26 protein-coding genes are annotated in these 18,612 nt (G+C 49.8%); 23 read left to right on the top strand and 3 right to left on the bottom strand.

Going from position 1 to position 18,612, the window contains the following annotated elements; all coding sequences use genetic code 11:
- Nucleotides 1-310: 310 nt before the first annotated feature.
- From CDZ94_RS09795 to CDZ94_RS09755, 9 genes are all read left to right on the top strand, one after another.
- Entirely contained in the window at nucleotides 311-946 is a 636-nt protein-coding gene (locus CDZ94_RS09795; protein WP_096436589.1) for a hypothetical protein, read from the top strand.
- On the top strand, nucleotides 943-1,104 hold the full coding sequence (locus CDZ94_RS21340) for a hypothetical protein (protein ID WP_157911741.1): 162 nt from the start codon (nucleotides 943-945) through the stop codon (nucleotides 1,102-1,104). The genes CDZ94_RS09795 and CDZ94_RS21340 overlap by 4 nt, the downstream gene beginning before the upstream one ends.
- A gap of 6 nt (nucleotides 1,105-1,110) precedes the next feature.
- Complete coding sequence (locus CDZ94_RS09790) at nucleotides 1,111-1,866, top strand: P-loop NTPase family protein (RefSeq protein WP_096436587.1); 756 nt, start codon at nucleotides 1,111-1,113, stop codon at nucleotides 1,864-1,866.
- Nucleotides 1,867-2,057: 191 nt separating this feature from the next.
- A complete protein-coding gene (locus CDZ94_RS09785) occupies nucleotides 2,058-2,594 on the top strand; it encodes a hypothetical protein (RefSeq protein ID WP_096436585.1) in 537 nt (178 codons plus the stop codon).
- Between the two features lie 258 nt (nucleotides 2,595-2,852).
- The gene (locus CDZ94_RS09775) at nucleotides 2,853-3,110 is read left to right on the top strand and encodes a hypothetical protein (protein WP_096436581.1); all 258 of its coding nucleotides are present in this window, start codon (nucleotides 2,853-2,855) and stop codon (nucleotides 3,108-3,110) included.
- 18 nt (nucleotides 3,111-3,128) lie between these two features.
- Nucleotides 3,129-3,587 (top strand): class I SAM-dependent methyltransferase, encoded by a 459-nt coding sequence (locus tag CDZ94_RS09770; protein WP_096436579.1) that lies wholly within the window; start codon nucleotides 3,129-3,131, stop codon nucleotides 3,585-3,587.
- A 41-nt stretch (nucleotides 3,588-3,628) separates the two neighbouring features.
- Nucleotides 3,629-3,913 carry a YopX family protein gene (locus CDZ94_RS09765; protein ID WP_096436577.1) on the top strand — a complete coding sequence of 95 codons (285 nt, stop codon included), beginning with the start codon at nucleotides 3,629-3,631 and terminating at the stop codon, nucleotides 3,911-3,913.
- A gap of 34 nt (nucleotides 3,914-3,947) precedes the next feature.
- The gene (locus tag CDZ94_RS09760; protein WP_245415725.1) at nucleotides 3,948-5,381 is read left to right on the top strand and encodes a DNA helicase; all 1,434 of its coding nucleotides are present in this window, start codon (nucleotides 3,948-3,950) and stop codon (nucleotides 5,379-5,381) included.
- A gap of 212 nt (nucleotides 5,382-5,593) precedes the next feature.
- Nucleotides 5,594-6,634 (top strand): toprim domain-containing protein, encoded by a 1,041-nt coding sequence (locus CDZ94_RS09755; RefSeq protein ID WP_096436573.1) that lies wholly within the window; start codon nucleotides 5,594-5,596, stop codon nucleotides 6,632-6,634.
- 104 nt (nucleotides 6,635-6,738) lie between these two features.
- Here the strand turns inward: CDZ94_RS09755 and CDZ94_RS09750 are convergent, their stop codons facing one another.
- Complete coding sequence (locus tag CDZ94_RS09750; RefSeq protein WP_096436571.1) at nucleotides 6,739-6,951, bottom strand: helix-turn-helix domain-containing protein; 213 nt, start codon at nucleotides 6,949-6,951, stop codon at nucleotides 6,739-6,741.
- A gap of 128 nt (nucleotides 6,952-7,079) precedes the next feature.
- Between CDZ94_RS09750 and CDZ94_RS09745 the strand changes: the two genes are divergently transcribed.
- Entirely contained in the window at nucleotides 7,080-8,195 is a 1,116-nt protein-coding gene (locus tag CDZ94_RS09745) for an AimR family lysis-lysogeny pheromone receptor (protein ID WP_096436569.1), read from the top strand.
- 18 nt (nucleotides 8,196-8,213) lie between these two features.
- On the top strand, nucleotides 8,214-8,486 hold the full coding sequence (locus CDZ94_RS09740; RefSeq protein ID WP_096436567.1) for a hypothetical protein: 273 nt from the start codon (nucleotides 8,214-8,216) through the stop codon (nucleotides 8,484-8,486).
- A gap of 107 nt (nucleotides 8,487-8,593) precedes the next feature.
- On the opposite strand, the gene CDZ94_RS21970 is transcribed toward CDZ94_RS09740, so the two are convergent.
- Nucleotides 8,594-8,761, bottom strand: a complete 168-nt coding sequence (locus tag CDZ94_RS21970; protein ID WP_425352563.1) for a helix-turn-helix domain-containing protein — start codon at nucleotides 8,759-8,761, stop codon at nucleotides 8,594-8,596.
- Between the two features lie 215 nt (nucleotides 8,762-8,976).
- Between CDZ94_RS21970 and CDZ94_RS09730 the strand changes: the two genes are divergently transcribed.
- The 9 genes from CDZ94_RS09730 to CDZ94_RS09690 all read left to right on the top strand — a co-directional run bounded on the left by CDZ94_RS09730 (nucleotide 8,977) and on the right by CDZ94_RS09690 (nucleotide 16,240).
- Nucleotides 8,977-9,597, top strand: coding sequence for a hypothetical protein (locus CDZ94_RS09730; RefSeq protein ID WP_096436563.1), 621 nt, complete (start codon nucleotides 8,977-8,979; stop codon nucleotides 9,595-9,597).
- Nucleotides 9,598-9,792: 195 nt separating this feature from the next.
- Nucleotides 9,793-9,948, top strand: coding sequence for a hypothetical protein (locus CDZ94_RS21335; RefSeq protein ID WP_157911740.1), 156 nt, complete (start codon nucleotides 9,793-9,795; stop codon nucleotides 9,946-9,948).
- Nucleotides 9,945-10,463, top strand: a complete 519-nt coding sequence (locus tag CDZ94_RS09725; RefSeq protein ID WP_096436561.1) for a hypothetical protein — start codon at nucleotides 9,945-9,947, stop codon at nucleotides 10,461-10,463. Before CDZ94_RS21335 ends, CDZ94_RS09725 begins: the two co-directional genes overlap by 4 nt.
- 91 nt (nucleotides 10,464-10,554) lie before the next feature.
- Nucleotides 10,555-11,232 (top strand): hypothetical protein, encoded by a 678-nt coding sequence (locus tag CDZ94_RS09720; RefSeq protein WP_157911739.1) that lies wholly within the window; start codon nucleotides 10,555-10,557, stop codon nucleotides 11,230-11,232.
- Between the two features lie 161 nt (nucleotides 11,233-11,393).
- On the top strand, nucleotides 11,394-12,197 hold the full coding sequence (locus CDZ94_RS09715; protein WP_096436557.1) for a single-stranded DNA-binding protein: 804 nt from the start codon (nucleotides 11,394-11,396) through the stop codon (nucleotides 12,195-12,197).
- 125 nt (nucleotides 12,198-12,322) lie between these two features.
- Complete coding sequence (locus tag CDZ94_RS09710) at nucleotides 12,323-13,066, top strand: hypothetical protein (RefSeq protein WP_096436555.1); 744 nt, start codon at nucleotides 12,323-12,325, stop codon at nucleotides 13,064-13,066.
- Between the two features lie 75 nt (nucleotides 13,067-13,141).
- Entirely contained in the window at nucleotides 13,142-13,519 is a 378-nt protein-coding gene (locus CDZ94_RS09705; RefSeq protein WP_198546707.1) for a PDDEXK-like family protein, read from the top strand.
- 6 nt (nucleotides 13,520-13,525) lie between these two features.
- Nucleotides 13,526-15,796 (top strand): DNA polymerase, encoded by a 2,271-nt coding sequence (locus CDZ94_RS09700; RefSeq protein WP_096436551.1) that lies wholly within the window; start codon nucleotides 13,526-13,528, stop codon nucleotides 15,794-15,796.
- A gap of 183 nt (nucleotides 15,797-15,979) precedes the next feature.
- Nucleotides 15,980-16,240, top strand: a complete 261-nt coding sequence (locus tag CDZ94_RS09690) for a thioredoxin family protein (RefSeq protein WP_096436547.1) — start codon at nucleotides 15,980-15,982, stop codon at nucleotides 16,238-16,240.
- 95 nt (nucleotides 16,241-16,335) lie between these two features.
- Here the strand turns inward: CDZ94_RS09690 and CDZ94_RS09685 are convergent, their stop codons facing one another.
- A complete protein-coding gene (locus CDZ94_RS09685) occupies nucleotides 16,336-16,602 on the bottom strand; it encodes a hypothetical protein (protein WP_096436545.1) in 267 nt (88 codons plus the stop codon).
- A 208-nt stretch (nucleotides 16,603-16,810) separates the two neighbouring features.
- Between CDZ94_RS09685 and CDZ94_RS09680 the strand changes: the two genes are divergently transcribed.
- The 3 genes from CDZ94_RS09680 to CDZ94_RS09670 are packed head-to-tail and all read left to right on the top strand — an operon-like array spanning nucleotide 16,811 to nucleotide 18,514.
- Nucleotides 16,811-17,788, top strand: a complete 978-nt coding sequence (locus CDZ94_RS09680; protein ID WP_096436543.1) for a hypothetical protein — start codon at nucleotides 16,811-16,813, stop codon at nucleotides 17,786-17,788.
- Nucleotides 17,778-18,317: a RuvC family protein gene (locus CDZ94_RS09675; protein WP_096436541.1), complete on the top strand. Its 540-nt coding sequence runs from the start codon at nucleotides 17,778-17,780 to the stop codon at nucleotides 18,315-18,317. Before CDZ94_RS09680 ends, CDZ94_RS09675 begins: the two co-directional genes overlap by 11 nt.
- Nucleotides 18,317-18,514, top strand: a complete 198-nt coding sequence (locus CDZ94_RS09670) for a hypothetical protein (RefSeq protein ID WP_096436539.1) — start codon at nucleotides 18,317-18,319, stop codon at nucleotides 18,512-18,514. The genes CDZ94_RS09675 and CDZ94_RS09670 overlap by 1 nt, the downstream gene beginning before the upstream one ends.
- Nucleotides 18,515-18,612 lie beyond the last annotated feature (98 nt).

Genomic DNA, 18,612 nt, shown 5'->3' with positions numbered 1-18,612 from the left:
AGTGGACGGAAATGCTCCGGCGAGGACGTGACGGGCGTGTACGTTGTAACCGAAGTGGACGGGCAGGGACGATTCCTGAGGATGATTAATAAGGCAGCGGAAACAGTGACGGTTATATATGAAGATTTCTGCCACCCGAACAAGCCGGTACGAATCGAGGTGGTCGGACCATGACGACGGAACTGACCGAAGCACTACTCGCAGTGGCCGGCTGGATCGCCCTTGCGGCGGTACTGTTCGCGCCGGCAATCATATTCGGAGCATAGGCGAAATTAAAATAACCGGCGACAAGCCGAAAGGGAGCGGTAAAATGAGCGGAATTATTGAACGACTAGAAGCGGAAATCGACGAGTTAAAGGAGAAGGTTGAACGACTAGAAGGCGATGGGTGGATTACGTTTGGAACAACGACGGGACCTATTACATTGAAGCGACCGATTAAATCACCGCAAGAACAGCGGGACGAAATCGTGGAGCGGGCGAAGGCGGACGTTGAGGCGTTGAGCACGACGTGGCGGCCGGGTTGCCCTTCGTTAAATTACCCGCCGAGCGCATTTAATCCGGCATTAGAAACCGTTAATTTTTCGATAAATAACGATAAGCGTACGGTTGTGTGTTATATAACGTATAAATCACCAATAAACGGAGGTACACACACTTCATTCCGCGGAATCGCCAAGTGTGCGCCGAACGACTGCTTCAACGCACATATCGGAAAGGCGGTCGCCCTCCGTCGAGCGCTCGGATTGGACGTGCCGGATGAATACTTGACCGCACCGCAGCCGACGGAAAAGCGTCCGGGGAACGTTGTTTATATCGAGAGGGAAGACGAGTATAGGACCATAGCGTCGGTAAAAAATACACCCGGAATATTCGAGTGTCATCCGAGATCACCTGTCGGAATACGCGGAATCCTCGTAGACGACTCGCGCGAGGTAAGCGAATGAGCGTAGATACCGACGCAAAACTTCGCAAGCAATACGATAACGGCGAAATAACTGCCGAGGAATTTATCGAAAAGCTGTTCGCTAGTGAGACAGCGGATAATCGACGTAGAAAAATCGTTGAGAAAAATCGAAAGCTACGTAACAGACGGAAGGAGTGACGCAATTTGACGCAACAAACGAATGAGGCACGCTGCGTACTAGCCGCGCCGTGCAAGCTCGCCGGCACGCCCGCCTGTAACGACACCTGCGGACATTACATCGCCATTCACAGCGCAAGCGGACGGCACACGCTCGCAGGACTGCCGAAGGATTACCGGTTGGTTACGCTGGCAGATTCGCCGGCACGAGCGGACCAGGCGGACATATACGCAAGGTTGACGAAATACGCCAGCACGTTCGAGCGTGTGTACGACGGAGGCGACCGTATTAAATCCGTGTATCTCTATTCGGAATCGCCCGGCACCGGCAAGACGACCACGGCGGCTGCGCTACTCAACGCGTACCTGACCGCGGTGTACCTCGGCGCAAAGAAACGCGGGCTTGCTCCGCCGAGACAGCCGGCGTATTTTCTCGACGTAAACGAGGCACAAACAACATATAACGGGTTCAACCGTGGTAGGGTGCCGGATGAAATTGCCGCGCCGAAAGCGACTGAGTATTACCGGCAACTGGAACGCGCGAAACAGGCGGACTTTGCGGTACTCGACGATATAGGTGTGCGGAGTGCTACGGAAGGATTTCGATCGGACTTGCACGACGTAATAAATCATCGGGTGACAAACGAGCGCCCGACGGTATATACGAGTAATATAGCAATGGACGGCTTGGCGGACGTGTTTGATGCGAGGTTGGCGGACAGAATCGGGGACATGTGCGTGGAGTTTGAATTTGCGGGAGATTCGAAAAGAGGGAGGCGTTAGTGTGTACTATTTAAAGGCGCAGAAAACACGAAATTTAGGAATAGTATTGTTTCTCTATAAGATAAACCGACGCAAAGGCGGGGCCGACGAGTATATCGATATGTACGCAGAGGAGGACAAGGAAAAGGCGTTATCGGATTTATTGACATATACCAGCTCGTAGAATTTTTGGAAATAAAGGAGGCGATAACTTGCGAAAACTAACGGTACTAACGACAATCGGCGCAATCATTACAGCGGGCACCTCCGCCTACCTCGCTAACCGCCACCGGAAACGCCTCGCAGAGGAGGACGCATGGATCGACGCTTTACTCGCGGAGGAAGAATCGGCCCCATACACCGACCCGTACGAAGCAGCCGTCGGCGGTTACGTCTTTGTGCGAGATCCGCTCGATGTGCACGGACATTCGGAGCCTTACCGAGGCAAGATTGCGGAGGTCAGACCGGAGGAAAACGGACATATCAACGTGTATCGGCTCGAGGGCGATCCGACATGGTATAGCCAAAACTGGATACAGCCGGACTTTACCGGACCGATGACGTTAAGTCCTGCGCGAAAGGAGGACGAGGATATGGCGGAGAAGGACGGAAAGACCGCAAACGACGTGGCAATCGGATACTGGTTAGCAACGTTATCGGACGCGATGAAAGCGGGGAATAAAACGGAGATTGACGAGGCAAAGGCGGAGTTGACTGCGTTGACTGGCGGAGTTGATAGCGCGGAGTAGAGCGAAACTGCTCAGTAAGGAAGGGTGATTATTATTCTTCAATTAAGAATGAGGTTTGCAACCGAATGTAATCATTGTGGGGTTAAAACAAATGAGTTTTGGCTTTGGGAATGGCAAGTAAAAGACAAATACATTTGTGGAAATTGTCATTATCACGAAGCCATACTTACAGAAGTGTTAGAAAGAGTGGAAATTGACCCACTCAAACCAGTTAAGTAATGTCGCAGTGCGACCATAAAGCGAAGGAGAGTGAGTAAAATGACTGCACAAGAGAAACTTGATGTTTTAAATAGTATGAGTATTGATGATTATTCTGTAGGGTGCGGTGATTGTGAGTATGTGATGACGAAGGATACGCCAGAAAAAGTAGAAGCACTTTTCGAAATGGGAATGACAGAGGAAATGTTTGCCGATTCAGTCTCGCAGATAAATGGATGGTTAGAACTTTCTTCTTTTGCTTTTCAAGTAGTAGGGGCGGAATGTTGGAGTAAAACAGACGGATTCACTTTAGGGTAGTCAACTGTGAAGGAGTGAATGAATTTGGACAAAGTATTGGACGCTTGTTGCGGTAGCAGAATGTTTTGGTTTGATAAACAAAACGAAGATGTAATTTTTATGGATAAACGTGAATTAGAAACAGAGTTATGTGACGGTCGAAAGTTAGTAGTCAAACCTGATGTTATTGCAGATTTTCGAAACATGCCATTTGATGATGAAAGTTTTTATTTGGTTGTTTTCGATCCACTACACTTATTAAAAGCCGGTGATGAATCTTGGTTGGCCAAAAAATATGGGAAGCTTGACGATAATTGGCGAGAGGACATTGCACAAGGATTTGACGAATGTATGCGAGTTTTAAAAACGAACGGAACATTAATTTTCAAGTGGAATGAGGATCAGATACCTCTAAGAGAAGTCTTGAAATGCTTTGGACAAAGGCCGTTAATCGGCAATAAACGTAGTAAAACACATTGGTTAGTATTTATGAAATAGTTCGCAGTACGTAAATACCGTGACATAAGGAGTGATTAAAAATGAGAGAAATTAAATTTAGGGGATGGGACGAAGTAGGAAAGAAAATGTATTACAACATGAAAAGCCTTCATGGTACATTGATGCAATACACAGGCTTAAAGGATATAAACGAGAAAGATATTTATGAGGGTGATATTGTTAGATACGTTAATGACTCACATGTGAAAAGAACAGGCATAGTTGTTTTTAAAAACGCTTCGTTCGCCATTGAAAATCCAACAATCACTTCTTATAGATTGATTGATTATTCAATTGAGATTATCGGAAACATATATGAGGAATAATGAATAGCTCGACCAAACAACGAAAACAACGGAGGTGATTACGATAACTAACGGAAATAGCGCATATGGCGAGATGCTCTTATCACGAGTAGTAGACGATAACAATATCCGCGCACTCAAGCAATACGGAATCGACGAGCAGCACTTCGCCACTCAAACGGAACGCGAAGCCTATCGTTTTATCATCGACTACGCGGATGAAAACGGGCAACAAACGCCAAGTTACGCGGCAGTGACCGACGCGGTGCCGGACTTTATGTACCTCGACGACATCACGGATCGATACGAATATCTCGCAAAAAAACTTAAGCAAAACTACGCCATTAACGAATATAAGCGTAAGTTCTCCGGCACCCCCGAACAGATCGCGAAGCAGAAGCCAAGCGAGTTTGCCGAGGTATTTTCGCGAAATGATCCCGAAGAAATTGGAAAATACTTGCGGAATTTGGCTGATGATATTACAATGAGAACAAGCGTTCGTAACAATCCAGGCAAAACGTTCGCCGAAATAAAAGAATCCGTACGAAACGAATTTGATAAACGGCGTGATGGAAAATCATTTACCGTGTGGAAAACGCCCTTCCCGACATTCAACGAGATTATCGGCGGACTCTACAGTGGAGATATCTACGGAATTATGGCGGAGTCGGGTCGGGGTAAAACGTACCTGCTCGAAATGTTTATCGACGAGCTTTTACGTCAAGGCGCAAACGTGGCGATTAAGTCATACGAGGTTAAAGAGTACGACTGGATTGCGCGGCTAATCTCGATCATATCGGCGAGGGAAGGGCTATTCAATTTTTCGGAAGTGTCGGAAGAACAACGAACAGAATTCGAAGGTCGCTTCGGAATTCCTGTTCGCGCTATTCTCTCCGGGAAGATGGAAAGCCACATCCGAGAAAATTTCGAAGGAATACTCGATAATCTCGACAATTATTACGAAGGAAACGTGTTCCTCCAGGCTAAAGGCGGTAAGGATTTAACGAGAACTCTCGATGGGTTAGAACGCGAGTTGGAAGGCGGGGGCATTGACGTCGTAGTGCTCGACCCATTCTATGGACTGACCGACGTATACGGAAAGAACGCGAACAAGACTTCCGGCGGTGCTGCGGAACAAGCTGCGACCAGGTTCGAGCAGATTATCGGAGATCATAACGTCGTCGGAATGTACACCGTGCAGGCTACTGTCGAAAAGAAGTCGAAGGACGAGGAGGGCGATCGGGAACTAAATCCGCCTACTCGCGACCAAGTGAAGACGTCGAAAAGGCTCCTCGATATTGCGACCGTGCTCCTATCGTTCGATTCCGTGAAGGCTCCGGATGAGGTCGGAGGTCAGGCGGTTATTAATATAGAAAAGGGTCGGAATGGAGGCGAGGATTTAGAAATCGAGTTAATATCGATATTAGATTACGGGATTTTAAAGGAAATGGATACCGGCGAAAAGGCGATGGCACAGTTTGATTTTTAGGTTTACCCACAGAAAAACGCCAGTTATCCACGGTATCCACAGGAATCCAAGCCTGCCATACTATGTTATCTCAAAATTCATCTATAATAAAAGTTAGGTCGAAGAAATAATCTATAATTCTACTTCTAACGACACAGTAAATTAGGTCTAATGAATCGTTTTAAGCAAGATATAAAAAATTATGTAAAAATATGAAAGGAGGTGAAGTATAATTGCCGTATGTAAATCTTTTCGACAACCGACATAATCTTCGGGTGGGCGTCGACATTCGAGGCGAACTCGAGCAGTACGATTGGGGACACCGCGCGACATGGAGTAATACGAAGTTGATAGCGGAATCCCCGTTTCGATATGATACCCGGCCGTCGTTTTATGTATACCTCGAGGACACCGAAACAGCGCCGGCGGGCAGTTGGGGCGACTCGGGCGGAGTGGATGACGAGTTTTCGAAAGGTGGCTTCGTTAAGCTGCTCGCATTTTTACGCAATGAGGACGAGGAGTCGACCGCGGAATACCTCGTCGAGCAATACGGCGGTGTCGACCAGGACGATTACGGCTACGACGAGTCAGTTACGATTGACCTAAGCGGGCTAACGGACAAACCGAAGCGCCCACCGCTTGACCCGGCGATGCTCGAGCAGTACGCGTATCGACATCCGTATCTCGAACGGCGGGGCATCTCAGAAAAGGTACAACGTATCATGCGCGTTGTATACGATCGCGATAGGCAGGCGATTGTGTTGCCGTGGTATCATGCGGACGGACGGCTGGCAACCGTTCTTTACCGCAAAACAGAAGGCAAAGCGTTTTGGTACGAAAAAGGTGGCGTCCCCTTGCGTGAGTTAGTTTACGGACTCAACGTAGTGTATAAATACCGTCGTAATACAGCGGTACTAACCGAGGCACCCATCGACGCGTTATCGTGCATGACGGCAGGGTACGCGGGACTGGCAACGGGTGGGGCGAGCATCAGCCGCAAGCAGGCGGAGCTCATCGCAAAGTCGCCGGTGGCACGGTTGATTATTGCGGGAGATAACGATAGGGCGGGCGCTGAGTTTACGCGTAAGGTGATGGCAGCTTTCGGAGATTACTCGGGATATATCGAAGTCGTTTCGGTGGATTGGACGCAATTTTCCGAATACAAAGACGTGAACGACGTGTTGCGGACGCGCGGTGCGGAGGGATGTCGGAGACTTTTTGAAAATATTCCGAAAAATTTCGGAATAGGGGTTGCTATCGCGAACATAATGTAATATGATGGTATCAGAGGAAAAACAACGGGGGAAACAACGCAGCAAATATACGTAGAAGTACGTAGGTTTAACGGCAAGGGGCGTGCTAGCCGCCGGCCTTGCGCCTACTTCGGTGGAAACTCGTACAAGTCGTCGAGGTCGCAGTCCAGTTCGGACATGATCGACTTCGCTTCGGAAACTTTCATCTCGTTCCGGTCGTTAGCATAGCCGTTAAGCTGGCTGTAATTGATACCGGTCCGGCGCGAAAGTTCCGCCTGGGACATGCCCTTTCGGCGCAGCACGAGTTTCAGCAGGCATTTTCCGCGGTCATATCGCATCGGAAAATCCTCCTTTAGCCACAGACTTCTACATTATAAAAGAAAACCGGGTTATTTTACTACCTGTCAAAAATAAAGGTGGAAAAGTTGGATATAAACGGTAGAATACTAGAAGGGCGGGGGACATATTGCAAAAAGTCGCGGAATTTGTTATTGAAAAGATGGAACAGAGGGGCATTAAGCAGTCGGACCTACAGAAGGAGCTCGGGATCAGCAAGTCGGTTATTTCGAAGTTTCTACGCGGAGATGCTAATACGGATATTCAGACGGTACTTAAAATTGTACGGTACGTTTGTCCGCGCGATGAAAAGTTAATCATGCGTCTTTACTGCCTCGCGACTGAAAAGCTAAAGTCCGTAACGCGCTCCTTCGAGTATTGCGCATTCAACGGCCACTTCGACGTGTTACGCGAACTAATCGAAAAGCACGAAGGCGATAAGAAACTAGCGGAATGGTGCAGCGTTTATCGGGTAGTTCTTCGCCGAAGCAGACTCGTAGATTACACGGAGCTTGTAAAAGTAATTAAGGACACATTCACCAAGTCGGATGTTCTCCGCGTACTCCTTCTGATTCTGGAAGTCGGTTGTCTTTATAAGAAGAAGCAATACGGCGTGATGTTCTTGTATTCGGCCGAACTGGACGAGAAGGTAAACGCAATCGAGGACGACTTTATCCGCAATTGCTACAAAGCCCGTGTCGCGATTCACAACGCAAACGCGGAACTGTTCGCAAATAACAACCCGGAAGGTGCCCGCAAAGTGGCCGAGGAAGGGTTGACGCTGGAACTTCCGTACGTTTACCGCGGTTCACTTACGGAGACGATCGGCCTATCTTACATTATCGATGACTTCGACAAGTTTACTCTATATCTTAATCGAGCAAAAGACGCCTACCGTAAAGGCGGGCATACGGACGATGTAACCGAAATAAACCGGACGACCGAATCATTCGCGTATAATCTTCACAGAAAAAAATATAAATCGGAAATGTCGTCGGAGGAAGAGGCGCACGCGTTAATCGTAAGCGGCGATATTGAAGAAGGCAAAAAGAGAGTCGAAGCAATCGAAGCTGCATCGGGCGAGACAGCATACACACACCTATACCTCGGTATGGCGGAAAACAACGTCGAGAGGTTGGTCGAGTCAATGCGGAAATTCCGAGCAAGCGGAGACAACTTCTTTGCGCAGATTCCGTACCGCATGCTATTAGAAAGAGGCGTGCCAGACTTCTTCCTCCGCGCATAAATAGGAGGAGAAAGGTTAATGAAAAAACTAATGACAGTAATTACACTAATCGCAGTTCTAATCGCAGGTGATATCATGTTCGCAGTCAGCAACGAAGAGGTAGGCAGGAGAGATCCGATTGATCCGAAATTCATTGAGCAGCCGGAAGGAGTGGAAACCGCAGGGAGACGCGATCCAGTTGACCCGAAGCATTTTGCGGGACGTCGCGACCCTATCGAACCGAGGTCTGTTGAGTTTTTCGCAGGCCGCAGAGATCCGATTGAACCAAGAGCCATCGATTTCCTAATTTAATAGAGAGTACGGAAGACAATGACGTTGCCCTTCGCGGGTAGCGTCATTCGTCATTTAACGAAAAAGTTTCCCGAAATGCGAAAAACGCAAAACGAGAAACTTCCGGGTCAGTCGCGATATTCAATTCGGACAACCTTTTCGATCGGGACTTCGAGCTCCCTACATAATCGCACGACAGTCGAAAGCATTACGTCCTGGTTGTTCTTAAACTTCGCAACGGTTGACTTACTGAAGTATTCGCGTAGGTCGGTGCGGGTGACTCCCTTTTCGTACATGGTACGGTACAGCGGAGAAAAGTCGATACAAGTTTTATCGTCCATTGGTTTATAGACCCCCAGAAAATTTTACCTATCAATATTATACTACAAATTTACATTATTAAGGAGGTGGAAAATAAAATGAGATTTTTTTAAATAAATTTTTTAAATCTTGTGCGAAAGTTGTCCGAGCCTAGTAGTTAATAAGTGAGAAGCAAATAGGAGGAGATAAAATGTTAAACGAATTAAAATTAAATAATCTCGCAGTAATGTACTCAATAACAAAAGACGAGGATGTATTTAACGAAATTTACGATATCCTCTCGTCAGAGTGGTCGAGAGGATATCGGTATCATGCGAGAAAGCTATGGTCCAGTCCAGAAGAGGTACAAGCAGCATTCGAGGACACGCTCCTAAGCGTACTAACGAAGTACGACGGACAGCGACCGTTCGCTAACCTGCTGGCGCGAAGCATTAAGAACACGAAGGCCACGATTTATCGAAAATGCAAACGGTATTGCGAGTCGCAACCGTTAATCGTCGATCACAAGACGGAGGACAGCGAAGAGTTACCAATCGAGATTGCAGACGAATACACGCTCGAACAACAATTTTTTGAATCGCAGACGAAAGGAGACCAGCGGCAACTGATCTCCCATCTAATCGACCCGGACAAGGTCTCTGACGCAAAGACGACGGCAATCGTCGAAGCGTTTCCGAAATACAATTCCATCACGGCGCTCGGCAAAGCGCTAGGAATGCACCACGAACAAGTCTTAAGACGGCTAAGAAAGCTAGCGAAAAATTACGATCCAAACGAATTTGGCGACATTCACGACTATCTTAGCGCTTAACTATGCGAAAGACGCGCGGTAAATAGGCACAGTACCGCGTAGGTCTTTCCCCCTATCGTAACATACGGATGAGTTGTTGACGGCAAATGTAACGAAATTTTTACGTACTTGTAATATAGCGTGGTCTTACCGTAATAATACCCACGCCCGATATTATAACACGGGATTTAAGTAAACGCAAAGGAGCGGATTAAAGTGACTCGTACTAATAACCTACCCGAAACTAGTACCGAATATACACGCGACACCGAAATAGATTGTCCGATATACCTATACGAAGGTGCACTCGAAGAATACGAAGACCCGGCGGACTATGTAAAGTTTGCGCCGAAAGGGGTGCGCCTCGGATGAAAGAGTACCACGTAACGTCACACGCGATTGAACGCGCAGTCGAGCGCCTCGGTCAGACTCGCTCACATGCCCGGAACCATCTCGTAACATTAATGCAGACGGCGGTCTACCAGGGAGAACAACCGAACGCCCGCGGGGTTATGACGAAAATCTACGATCATCACCGCAGTCGCACACGGCTAGTAGTCGACGGCACTCGTATTGTGACCGCGTATAAAATGGAAGGTCCGCTTGACGCCGAATCATTTCCGAAAGAGATTCGCGCGGCCATCCAACGTAAGGCAAGCGCGCTCACTCGGCAATACCGAAAGGAAATCCGGTCGATCGAAACGGAGCTTGCGGAGGTTAATCTCGAGATCGCCCGCCTGCAACTTAACCGCGCCCGTGCGAGGAGTCCGAAAGTCCGAGCGGCGATTGACGTTAAATTGACGAGGTTACGCGAAACATACGAAAGTATCGAACGGAAGCAGACGGCAGCCGGGCGGAAACTTGCCGAGGTAGCTGCGCATGTTTGAGCGGAAGAACCGGAAGGGGACAAGGTACTTCGTTAATGAGGCGGAGGAGATTATCGCGAAAGAGTGCCGGAAGTGTGGCGAGGTTAGGGGTTTGCAAGAGTTTACGATACAAAAAAACGGGCTTGGCGGTAAACGCTCTAAATGTAAAAAGTGCATAGCGGAAACGGCGAGGAAATACTACGAAGCTAACCGCGTACGTATAGCGGAAAGGAATGCGGAATACTACGAAGCTAACCGCGTACGTATAGCGGAAAGGAATGCGGAATACTACGAAGCTAACCGCGAATATTTTGCGGAATACTACCAAGCTAACCGAGAACGTATATCGGAATATCCTAAGAAATACTTTCAAACCGAACGCGGTCGCGAAATAAAGCGCCTAGTCGACCAACGACGTCGAGCCCGCAAACATAACCTCCCCGACACGTTCACGGACACGCAAGCGGAAGAAATACGCTCACACTTTGGCGGGTGTGCGCTAACTGGCGAAGATTGCGAAACCCATTACGACCACGTGATTCCGTTAGCAAGCGGACACGGCGGAACCATCCACGGCAATATGATTCCGCTGCGTGCCGACTTGAACATTTCGAAAGGCAACCGCAACGTGTTCGAATGGTTTGAGGCGAATAAGGAACGGTTCAAACTCGAACAATCGAAATTCGACGCAATGGTAGCGTATATCGCGAAGCTAAACGATATGAGCGTCGAGGAATACAGGGAATATTACGATAGTTGTTTCGCGGATAAACTGGCAATCGCGGAATAACACGCCGGCTCTAGTCGTCGGCGAAGCGGTGTCACTCGCCCCACTGTTCCGGGACGAAGCTGGCGGGTGGTATCGTTTCGCGGGCGACTAGCGCATGTAACGGTGCGCAACGTTACACAGCGGAGAACGTCCGACTATATTCGAAAGGGAGCGGTTAATTAATGGGACTACGCGATCAACTTAAGAAACGTGAGGAACGACGCGAGAAGGCAGCAAACGGAGGAATCAACGGAGGACTACCGGAAGGCGTAACGAGATATGTACGATTAAGCACCGAACTTAAAGGAGAAGGCAAGCCGTTTGTTATCTTGCGCGACCCGGATTTATGGTACTTCTATTACGTACACGAGGCGGGAGATTTTGCGACAAGACAAACGTATATTAAGAAGCACACTTGCTTGAATTCACCGCGAAAGGCGCCTGAAACAATCGAGGAAGCCGAGGAAATGTTCGCGAAGTTCGAAAAGCCGAACCCGAACGTTTGTATTTCGGACAAAGCGAAAGCCAAGCGCGGACTATATTTCATGGTGCCGGTGTTTGACCCGGAATACAACGAGTGGAGAGTGCTCGATTTTAAAGAGTTCCACGTTAGCAACCTCATTAACGACATGGATAAAACGGAAAAAGCTGCGCGAAAGTTCGATAAATCTTATACGATGATTGGCGACGTAGTTGTTATACGCAAATCTGCGGACGGTAAATCGTACACAATCGAGTCGTCCGACATGGAAGACGACAAGGCGGCGAAGGTGAAAGACGACGCAGCGAAAGTCGATCAATCCGAAATCGATTACGAAGAACTCGCTAACTTCCGCGAGGAGTCCGATATCATTGCGATTCTACACGAAGCGCACGACGACCACGTAGACAAGTCCGTACTGCCTGCGGTAGAGTCCGCGCAACCACAGGACGAAGCCACGCCAATCCCGAGCGACGCCGATGCACCGCCCGAAGACGATTTCTAAGTCGGTGGCGGACACCGTAACCCTTCGGATTAGCCACGAAAAATAAACGAAAACGGAGGCGATGACTTATCGCGAAATTAAACGGAGTTAAGGTAATCGACGCAAAGGGCGGCACTGTTGAGCGCGTGCAGTATGACGGAAAAGTTTACGAAAAGGCGGGAAATCCGAAGAAAGGCGACATTGCGGTGTTTAACGAAAACAATTCATTTTTTCAAGGTCAATGGTCCGAGGTTCTCGCCATTGATGCGGCAGGAGATCCGGTTCTATGTGCCGCTCATCATCTTCATTGGTACGCACGTCACCTCGACTATTACCGACAAGTCACCGAAAAGCTAGCGCCAAAACCCGGTCGTTACATCATATTTACCGATAAGGACGATAAGCCGATGGATACAAGGGTAGGCAAGCGATATAAAATCATTTGGGACGGCAAATATTGCGATGACGTAGGCGATTATCTTGATGCAGAACATGTCGCTAAGTTTTTTCCCTACGAAATCGTCGAGCACGAGGAGCCGAAGCAAACGTCCGAGTCGACCGAAACGATCGAACACGACGGTACCGAATATCGGAGAGTTCACCGCAAAGCCAAGCCGGGCGACGTCGTAGTGTTTACGGAGACGGCTGACGCCGATATTACGGAGGGTATCCCGTACGAGGTGGAGGATGTTGATTCCGACGGGGACGTTCATTTCCTAGATGACAAGGACGAAGGAAATGTTGGAATCAGTCGCGAGGAATTCGATATCTACGGGAAGGTAGCGGAGGAGAGCGCGGAACAGGACGAAGTAAAGAGCATCACAGTCCGCCACAAAGACGGCACGATTACGCGATTACAAGACGTAGAATCAATCGAATTGGCGCAGTAAAGCGCGGAAGGGGAGGCGGTTATTATCGCACATATTACGGAGGTAGTCGGAAAGTATTCGGAGCTAGTTGCAGAAATGACGCTCATCGCCAACGGGTATCGCGTGTCCCGGCCGAGCATGGCGGAGGCGCACGACCTGGAGGCGGTGGATCCGCTGAACGGCGAGTCCTATCGTGTGCAGGTGAAGACGATTCGCGAACGGACGGACCGCGGTGGCGAACTCGTCGTCTGCGCGAAGAATAGCAACGGAAAGGGGTACGCAAAGTCCGAAGTGGATTTATTTATCGGAGTTCTGATTCGGGAAGGCGAAGCCCCGCGCGCGTTCATGTTCGAGAATAGGGAATGCCGCGAATACTGGAGTACGGAAGCCCGCGCAACCAAACGGTGGGTCGAGCTACCTATCGCAATGAACCGCGAGGCGTATACGAAGGACACCGAAACGATAGCGGGGTGACGGCACATGGCGCAACTAAACTTAACGAACTTACGCGGTGACCTCGTCGCCAGCGCCGACCGTCGGCAAGCGGTCAAGCAGGCGAGCGCCCGTAAATCAGCGGCTAAGGAATCGATGGACGAGGCGTGGGCGCGGATATTCGCTAGTAAATTAACGGACGCCGACCGTGGCAAGTTGGCGGAAGTCAAGCGTGCGATGTCGGAGGGCTCGATAGGTAGGAGCCCCTCGGACACGCACACGAAAAAAGGTACGCCGAAACGGTTCAGCAAGGCGGAGGCGATCCGCTTGTATGCCGTGCTGCAGGAACGGAACAAGGCGGACCGACTGCGCAAAATGGTCGAGGATACACCGGAGAATTACGAACTCATTACGACAGATGACGCATTATCGCGGTTCGTGGCGGAACTGCAGAACGAAGAAATTATCGCAATCGATACGGAGACGACTGGGGTGGACGTGTATTCCGACGATATTGTCGGGATATCCGTCACGCTGCCGGACTCCGACAGGCACGTATATATTCCGGTGGAACCTACGAAGGATGACCACGCAATGAACAGGGCGGCGGTACTGGACGCGCTTCGGCCGGCATTAGAGGACGCAATGATCGGCAAGGTACTGTTTAACGCGATATTCGACCGGAACATTCTCCGCAGTCATGGCGTAGAGTTTCGCGGAATCGCATGGGACGCAATGACCGCGATGCACCTGCTGAACGAAAACGAGCCGTCGTATAAGCTGAAGGACTTAGCGCCGAAATACCTCGGAGTCGAGTCGGACACCTACGACGAATTGTTCGGCAAGAACGCACAGTTTGCGGAAGTACCTCTCGACGTGGCGCTCGTATATGCCGCGAAGGATACGCAGCTAACGTGGGAGCTATACCGGTTCCAGGAACGTCACCTTCGCAAGTTTCCGGAAATGTACGAATATTACACGACGGTAGAGGTTCCGCTGCTCGACGTAATTGCGGACCTCGAATCTAACGGATATATTCTCGACTTGGATTTCGCGAAGGAATACGGCGAACGCCTGCGGAAAGAGGCTGCGGAACTACACGAATACCTCGTCGATAAACTAGCGAAGTATCACGAAGGAGACGAACCGATCAACGTAAATTCTCCGCATCAGATGCGCCCGGCATTATCGAAAGCTATCGGAAAGGAACTGCCGAACCTGGACGCCAATCGCACGCTTAAACCTTTGCGCAAACAGCACGAAATTATCGACAGGCTGCTCGAATATAAGCGCGTGACGAAACTGTCCGGCACGTATATCGAAGCCCTGCCGAAAAAGCAGAATCGGACGACGAAACGCTGGCACTCGCGGTTCAATCCGATGGGAACGGTAACAGGCAGATTCAGTTCCGGTAAGGACGAAGAGGACAAGACGGGCAGCGGATTTAACGTGCAGAATCAGCCCGAAGACGTGCGTCCGATGTTCGTGCCTCCGCCGGACAAAGTGCTGATCGGCGCGGACTTTAAGGCGCAGGAAATCCGGTGTACGGCGTACCTTTCCGGCGAGCCCGTGCTGATTGACGCGTTCAATACCGGCCGAGATCCCTACGCGATGATGGCGTCGCAATTCTACAAGCGGCCGTACGAGGAAGTAAACAAGCTGCCGGACGGGTCCGATACGAAGGAACGAAAGCAGATGAAAGTCGTCTGGCTTGCGACCCTGTACGGAATGTCCGACTTTGCGCTCGGCGACATGCTCGGTATCGCGAAAAAGGATGCGACCGCCTTTAAGGACGAGGTATTCGGAAGCATGCCGAAACTGAACGCGTGGCTCGAGTCGAATAAGACGTTCGTGCAGAAAAACGGCTTCGTATGGGCCGATAAGAAATACCGCAAGCGCCGGCTGAAGGACGCGCAGCTTAAACGCGAATTTATTCCGTACGGAAAATATAACGACCCGAAATTCGAACCGCAGCGGCTCAATAACTCGCGAATCAACCGGGCACTACGTCAGGCGACGAACGCCCGCGTACAAGGCACGTCGTCAATACAGACGAAGGTAACGATGATCGAAGCCGACCGTATGTGTCACGAAAAAGGTAACGGCTGGCATCTGTGGGGCACCGTCCACGACGAAATTCTGTGGGAGGCGCCGGCAGACTTTACCCGCGCAGATATTGCGGACATTGAACGCGTAATGACGGAATCGTACCGGTTTGGCGATGTGCCGAACGGAACCGATATCGAGGTTGCGCGCAGATGGGGGCACGGAATGACGGTCGACGAATGGTTTAAACAAAACGAAAAGGGAGCGATTTAATATGGCGTATACAATCGAAGTATTTGCGGGCATGGAATCCGTGGGAATGTGGTCGGACGCATATTCGAACGAGCCGAAAGTGTTCTCTACGAGAGTCGATGCGGTGGATTTCGCACACCGTATCAAAGCGGAATCGAGCCTTTATGTATGGACGAAAGTTTGCGCAGTAAAGGAGGACGCCTAATGTCCGTAAAACTAACGAAAGTCTCATCGCAAACTTGCGTACCCTGCCGAGTGCTCGATGCGCAACTAGCCGGCATCGAGGACGACGTGCCTGGCATAATTTACGAAAAACTCACAGTGGAGGACGATCCCGACCGCGTAACGACGCTCGGAGTGATGAGCGTGCCGACGTTGATTATCGAAAAGGACGGTAGGGAAACGTGGCGCCATACCGGATTCATGCCGAAAGAAGCGGTGATTGGTCGGTTAATTCGAGAATAGTCGTCAAGCGGTGCCTGTTAAAATGCCGGGAACGGATAGTTGAAGGAAACTGCGAAGTAAAGGAGTTTGCTAAACAAAAAAAATACCGCTAAAAATCAGCGGTAAAACCAACCTCCACTTTTATAAAATTCGTTCGATAATTTACTTATACCTTTTAGATCAGAAGCATACCCATAAAGTTCCATACCTTCAGATTGATGACTTAAAACTTCATTCCAATCCGATGTGAACTTCCAGTACCCACTGTAACTATTTTTCGACCATCCGACGAGTAAGTACCATTTTCGATCGTCTATACCGGTTCCATTACAGATATTACAATCAACTGACGAGTTATCGTGCGTGCATATGCATTTAACCATTATCATCACCTCTGGATATTTTATGCATAGAAGGTTTGGACTAATTACTAAAAAATCACAAACTTAATCAATGAACAGTACAATCATAAAACGAACTTTACCGAAAAATTTTCGTACTACAAGTGCGAATACGAAATCTTGTGCGTAGTTACTATATGAGGAGGCGGTTATTATCGGAAACACAGCAGCGAGCAGGCTACGGCAGGCGGTGGGCGGCAATAAGTCGCAGGAAATCGCGGACAAATTAATCGAACAGCTAGACGAATGGTACTCGTTACCGGAGGCGTGGGACAACGACCTCGACCGACAGATTGCGAAATGGTACGCAGACGCCCCGAACGTATGGCCGAAGCGTCCGTACTTTTCACCGAGCGCAGCAACGGCGTGTCCACGGTCGCTTTATTTCAAAGCGAAACGCGCGAAGAAGGACGCATTTCCGAAACCTCCGTACCAGGGACGTTGGCAAGCGATCGGGACAGCGATCGGAACGACTACCCAGCGGGACATTCTCGCGATGGAGCGTAACATGCCCGGCTGTCCGTTCAGGTTCGAGCGTACGGAGCGCGGGGAGCCGATGTTCGAGGACTTCGCGAAAAAGAATACGGAGATTACGCACAACGGACGCACCTTCTACGCATATGGAACATGTGACGGCATACTCGAGTACATTGACCCGGAAACAGGTGAAGTTACCCGCGTTGGACTCGAAATAAAATCGAAACAGACCACGGCAGCGCAAACGGGATTTTATAAGATGAGCGAGCCTAACGAAAAGCACGTCAAGCAATGCGCGGTTTACTCCGACATGTATAACGTCGATTATTACGTCATCCTGTATGTCAATGCTTCGAAAAAGTCGTGGGAGTATCCGGAAGGTGAGTACGAAAAGTCACCGGACATTCGAGCGTTCGGGCTAACATTCAGTCAAGCGGACAAAGCCGCAATATACGACCGGTTTGCCGACATCCTTTCCGCGGTTGAGGCTGGAACACCGCCGCCGTTGAGTATTGAGGACTGGACGTTCAACGGATTCAAAACGGCGTGTGCCGAATCGCTCACCGACGAGGAGTTATCGCAAATAGAGCGGACGGTCTCGCAGGTTAAGCGGTCGAGGTTGCCGGATTACGTGAAGGCGAATTACATTCGCGCACTGGCGGAAATCGAGGCGTTGCGCAATGGCGAATAAAGCCGTACGCATCCTCGGAATCGACACGTCCTACGCTTCGCCCGGCATGGCGGTAATCGACGTCAAAGCCGGCAAGGCGAAGCTGATCGCGGCAAGCCACGTTAAAACGAACGGCAAATACGCGAAGCTCGGCGACGAAGCGCGTAACCGCATGATCTACGGCTGGACGATTCTCTTCTGCCGCGAACACTATCCGTTCGATGCGGCCGCTCGCGAGAAATTCAACTCGCCGTCGGTCGATATCACCCGGAAAGTATTCGGAGCCTGGCGCGAAATGGATTCGGCAATGGCTGCGCTCGGCTACGAGGAGCATCCGGAAACCGCGACGCCCGGCCAGTGGATGAAGGCGATAAGTGGACGCGGAAAGCTGACGAAGGAAGAAGTCGAGGCTGCGGTTAAGACGTACCTGGGCGACGTGGAATTCGCAACAAGCGGAAAAGGCGGAACATACGACGAATCGGACGCGGCCGGCATAGCGCTATGGTGGGCGATTAAAAACGGATTATTACCGAAAGAGGAGGCGGAATGATGGACGTTAAAGTAAACGTGTATTCGGTAAATTACGAATACACGGGGAGCGAAAATTTATATTATGCCACTGCGATAGTGTGGGTTGGAAGTTGCGCGTTCGATAAGCAGAAGTATTACTTCGACAATCTCGTAACATCTTTTGCCGAGGCTGAGACGCGAATCACTATGAAAATAATGGGCGATATCGATGAATAGCCCGCCAATCCAAACGTACCGCGCCGCAATCCTCCGAAAACTCCACCGAGGCCAGCTCGACGGCTCCGCATGGCTTCGGCTGGACGGAAAACTCGACG

The organism is Alteribacter populi (assembly GCF_002352765.1).
Classification (GTDB): domain Bacteria; phylum Bacillota; class Bacilli; order Bacillales; family Salisediminibacteriaceae; genus Alteribacter; species Alteribacter populi.
This window is presented reverse-complemented; position numbering and strand designations above follow the sequence as displayed.

Excerpts from the sequence above, each read along its gene's own strand:
- CDZ94_RS09795 (WP_096436589.1), top strand. The coding sequence starts at position 311 with ATGAGCGGAATTATTGAACGACTAGAAGCGGAAATCGACGAGTTAAAG.
- CDZ94_RS21340 (WP_157911741.1), top strand. The coding sequence starts at position 943 with ATGAGCGTAGATACCGACGCAAAACTTCGCAAGCAATACGATAACGGC.
- CDZ94_RS09775 (WP_096436581.1), top strand. The coding sequence starts at position 2,853 with ATGACTGCACAAGAGAAACTTGATGTTTTAAATAGTATGAGTATTGAT.
- CDZ94_RS09770 (WP_096436579.1), top strand. The coding sequence starts at position 3,129 with ATGAATTTGGACAAAGTATTGGACGCTTGTTGCGGTAGCAGAATGTTT.
- CDZ94_RS09765 (WP_096436577.1), top strand. The coding sequence starts at position 3,629 with ATGAGAGAAATTAAATTTAGGGGATGGGACGAAGTAGGAAAGAAAATG.
- CDZ94_RS09750 (WP_096436571.1), bottom strand. The coding sequence starts at position 6,951 with ATGCGATATGACCGCGGAAAATGCCTGCTGAAACTCGTGCTGCGCCGA.
- CDZ94_RS09740 (WP_096436567.1), top strand. The coding sequence starts at position 8,214 with ATGAAAAAACTAATGACAGTAATTACACTAATCGCAGTTCTAATCGCA.
- CDZ94_RS21970 (WP_425352563.1), bottom strand. The coding sequence starts at position 8,761 with ATGTACGAAAAGGGAGTCACCCGCACCGACCTACGCGAATACTTCAGT.
- CDZ94_RS09730 (WP_096436563.1), top strand. The coding sequence starts at position 8,977 with ATGTTAAACGAATTAAAATTAAATAATCTCGCAGTAATGTACTCAATA.
- CDZ94_RS09725 (WP_096436561.1), top strand. The coding sequence starts at position 9,945 with ATGAAAGAGTACCACGTAACGTCACACGCGATTGAACGCGCAGTCGAG.
- CDZ94_RS09715 (WP_096436557.1), top strand. The coding sequence starts at position 11,394 with ATGGGACTACGCGATCAACTTAAGAAACGTGAGGAACGACGCGAGAAG.
- CDZ94_RS09705 (WP_198546707.1), top strand. The coding sequence starts at position 13,142 with ATGACGCTCATCGCCAACGGGTATCGCGTGTCCCGGCCGAGCATGGCG.
- CDZ94_RS09700 (WP_096436551.1), top strand. The coding sequence starts at position 13,526 with ATGGCGCAACTAAACTTAACGAACTTACGCGGTGACCTCGTCGCCAGC.
- CDZ94_RS09690 (WP_096436547.1), top strand. The coding sequence starts at position 15,980 with ATGTCCGTAAAACTAACGAAAGTCTCATCGCAAACTTGCGTACCCTGC.
- CDZ94_RS09685 (WP_096436545.1), bottom strand. The coding sequence starts at position 16,602 with ATGGTTAAATGCATATGCACGCACGATAACTCGTCAGTTGATTGTAAT.
- CDZ94_RS09675 (WP_096436541.1), top strand. The coding sequence starts at position 17,778 with ATGGCGAATAAAGCCGTACGCATCCTCGGAATCGACACGTCCTACGCT.
- CDZ94_RS09670 (WP_096436539.1), top strand. The coding sequence starts at position 18,317 with ATGGACGTTAAAGTAAACGTGTATTCGGTAAATTACGAATACACGGGG.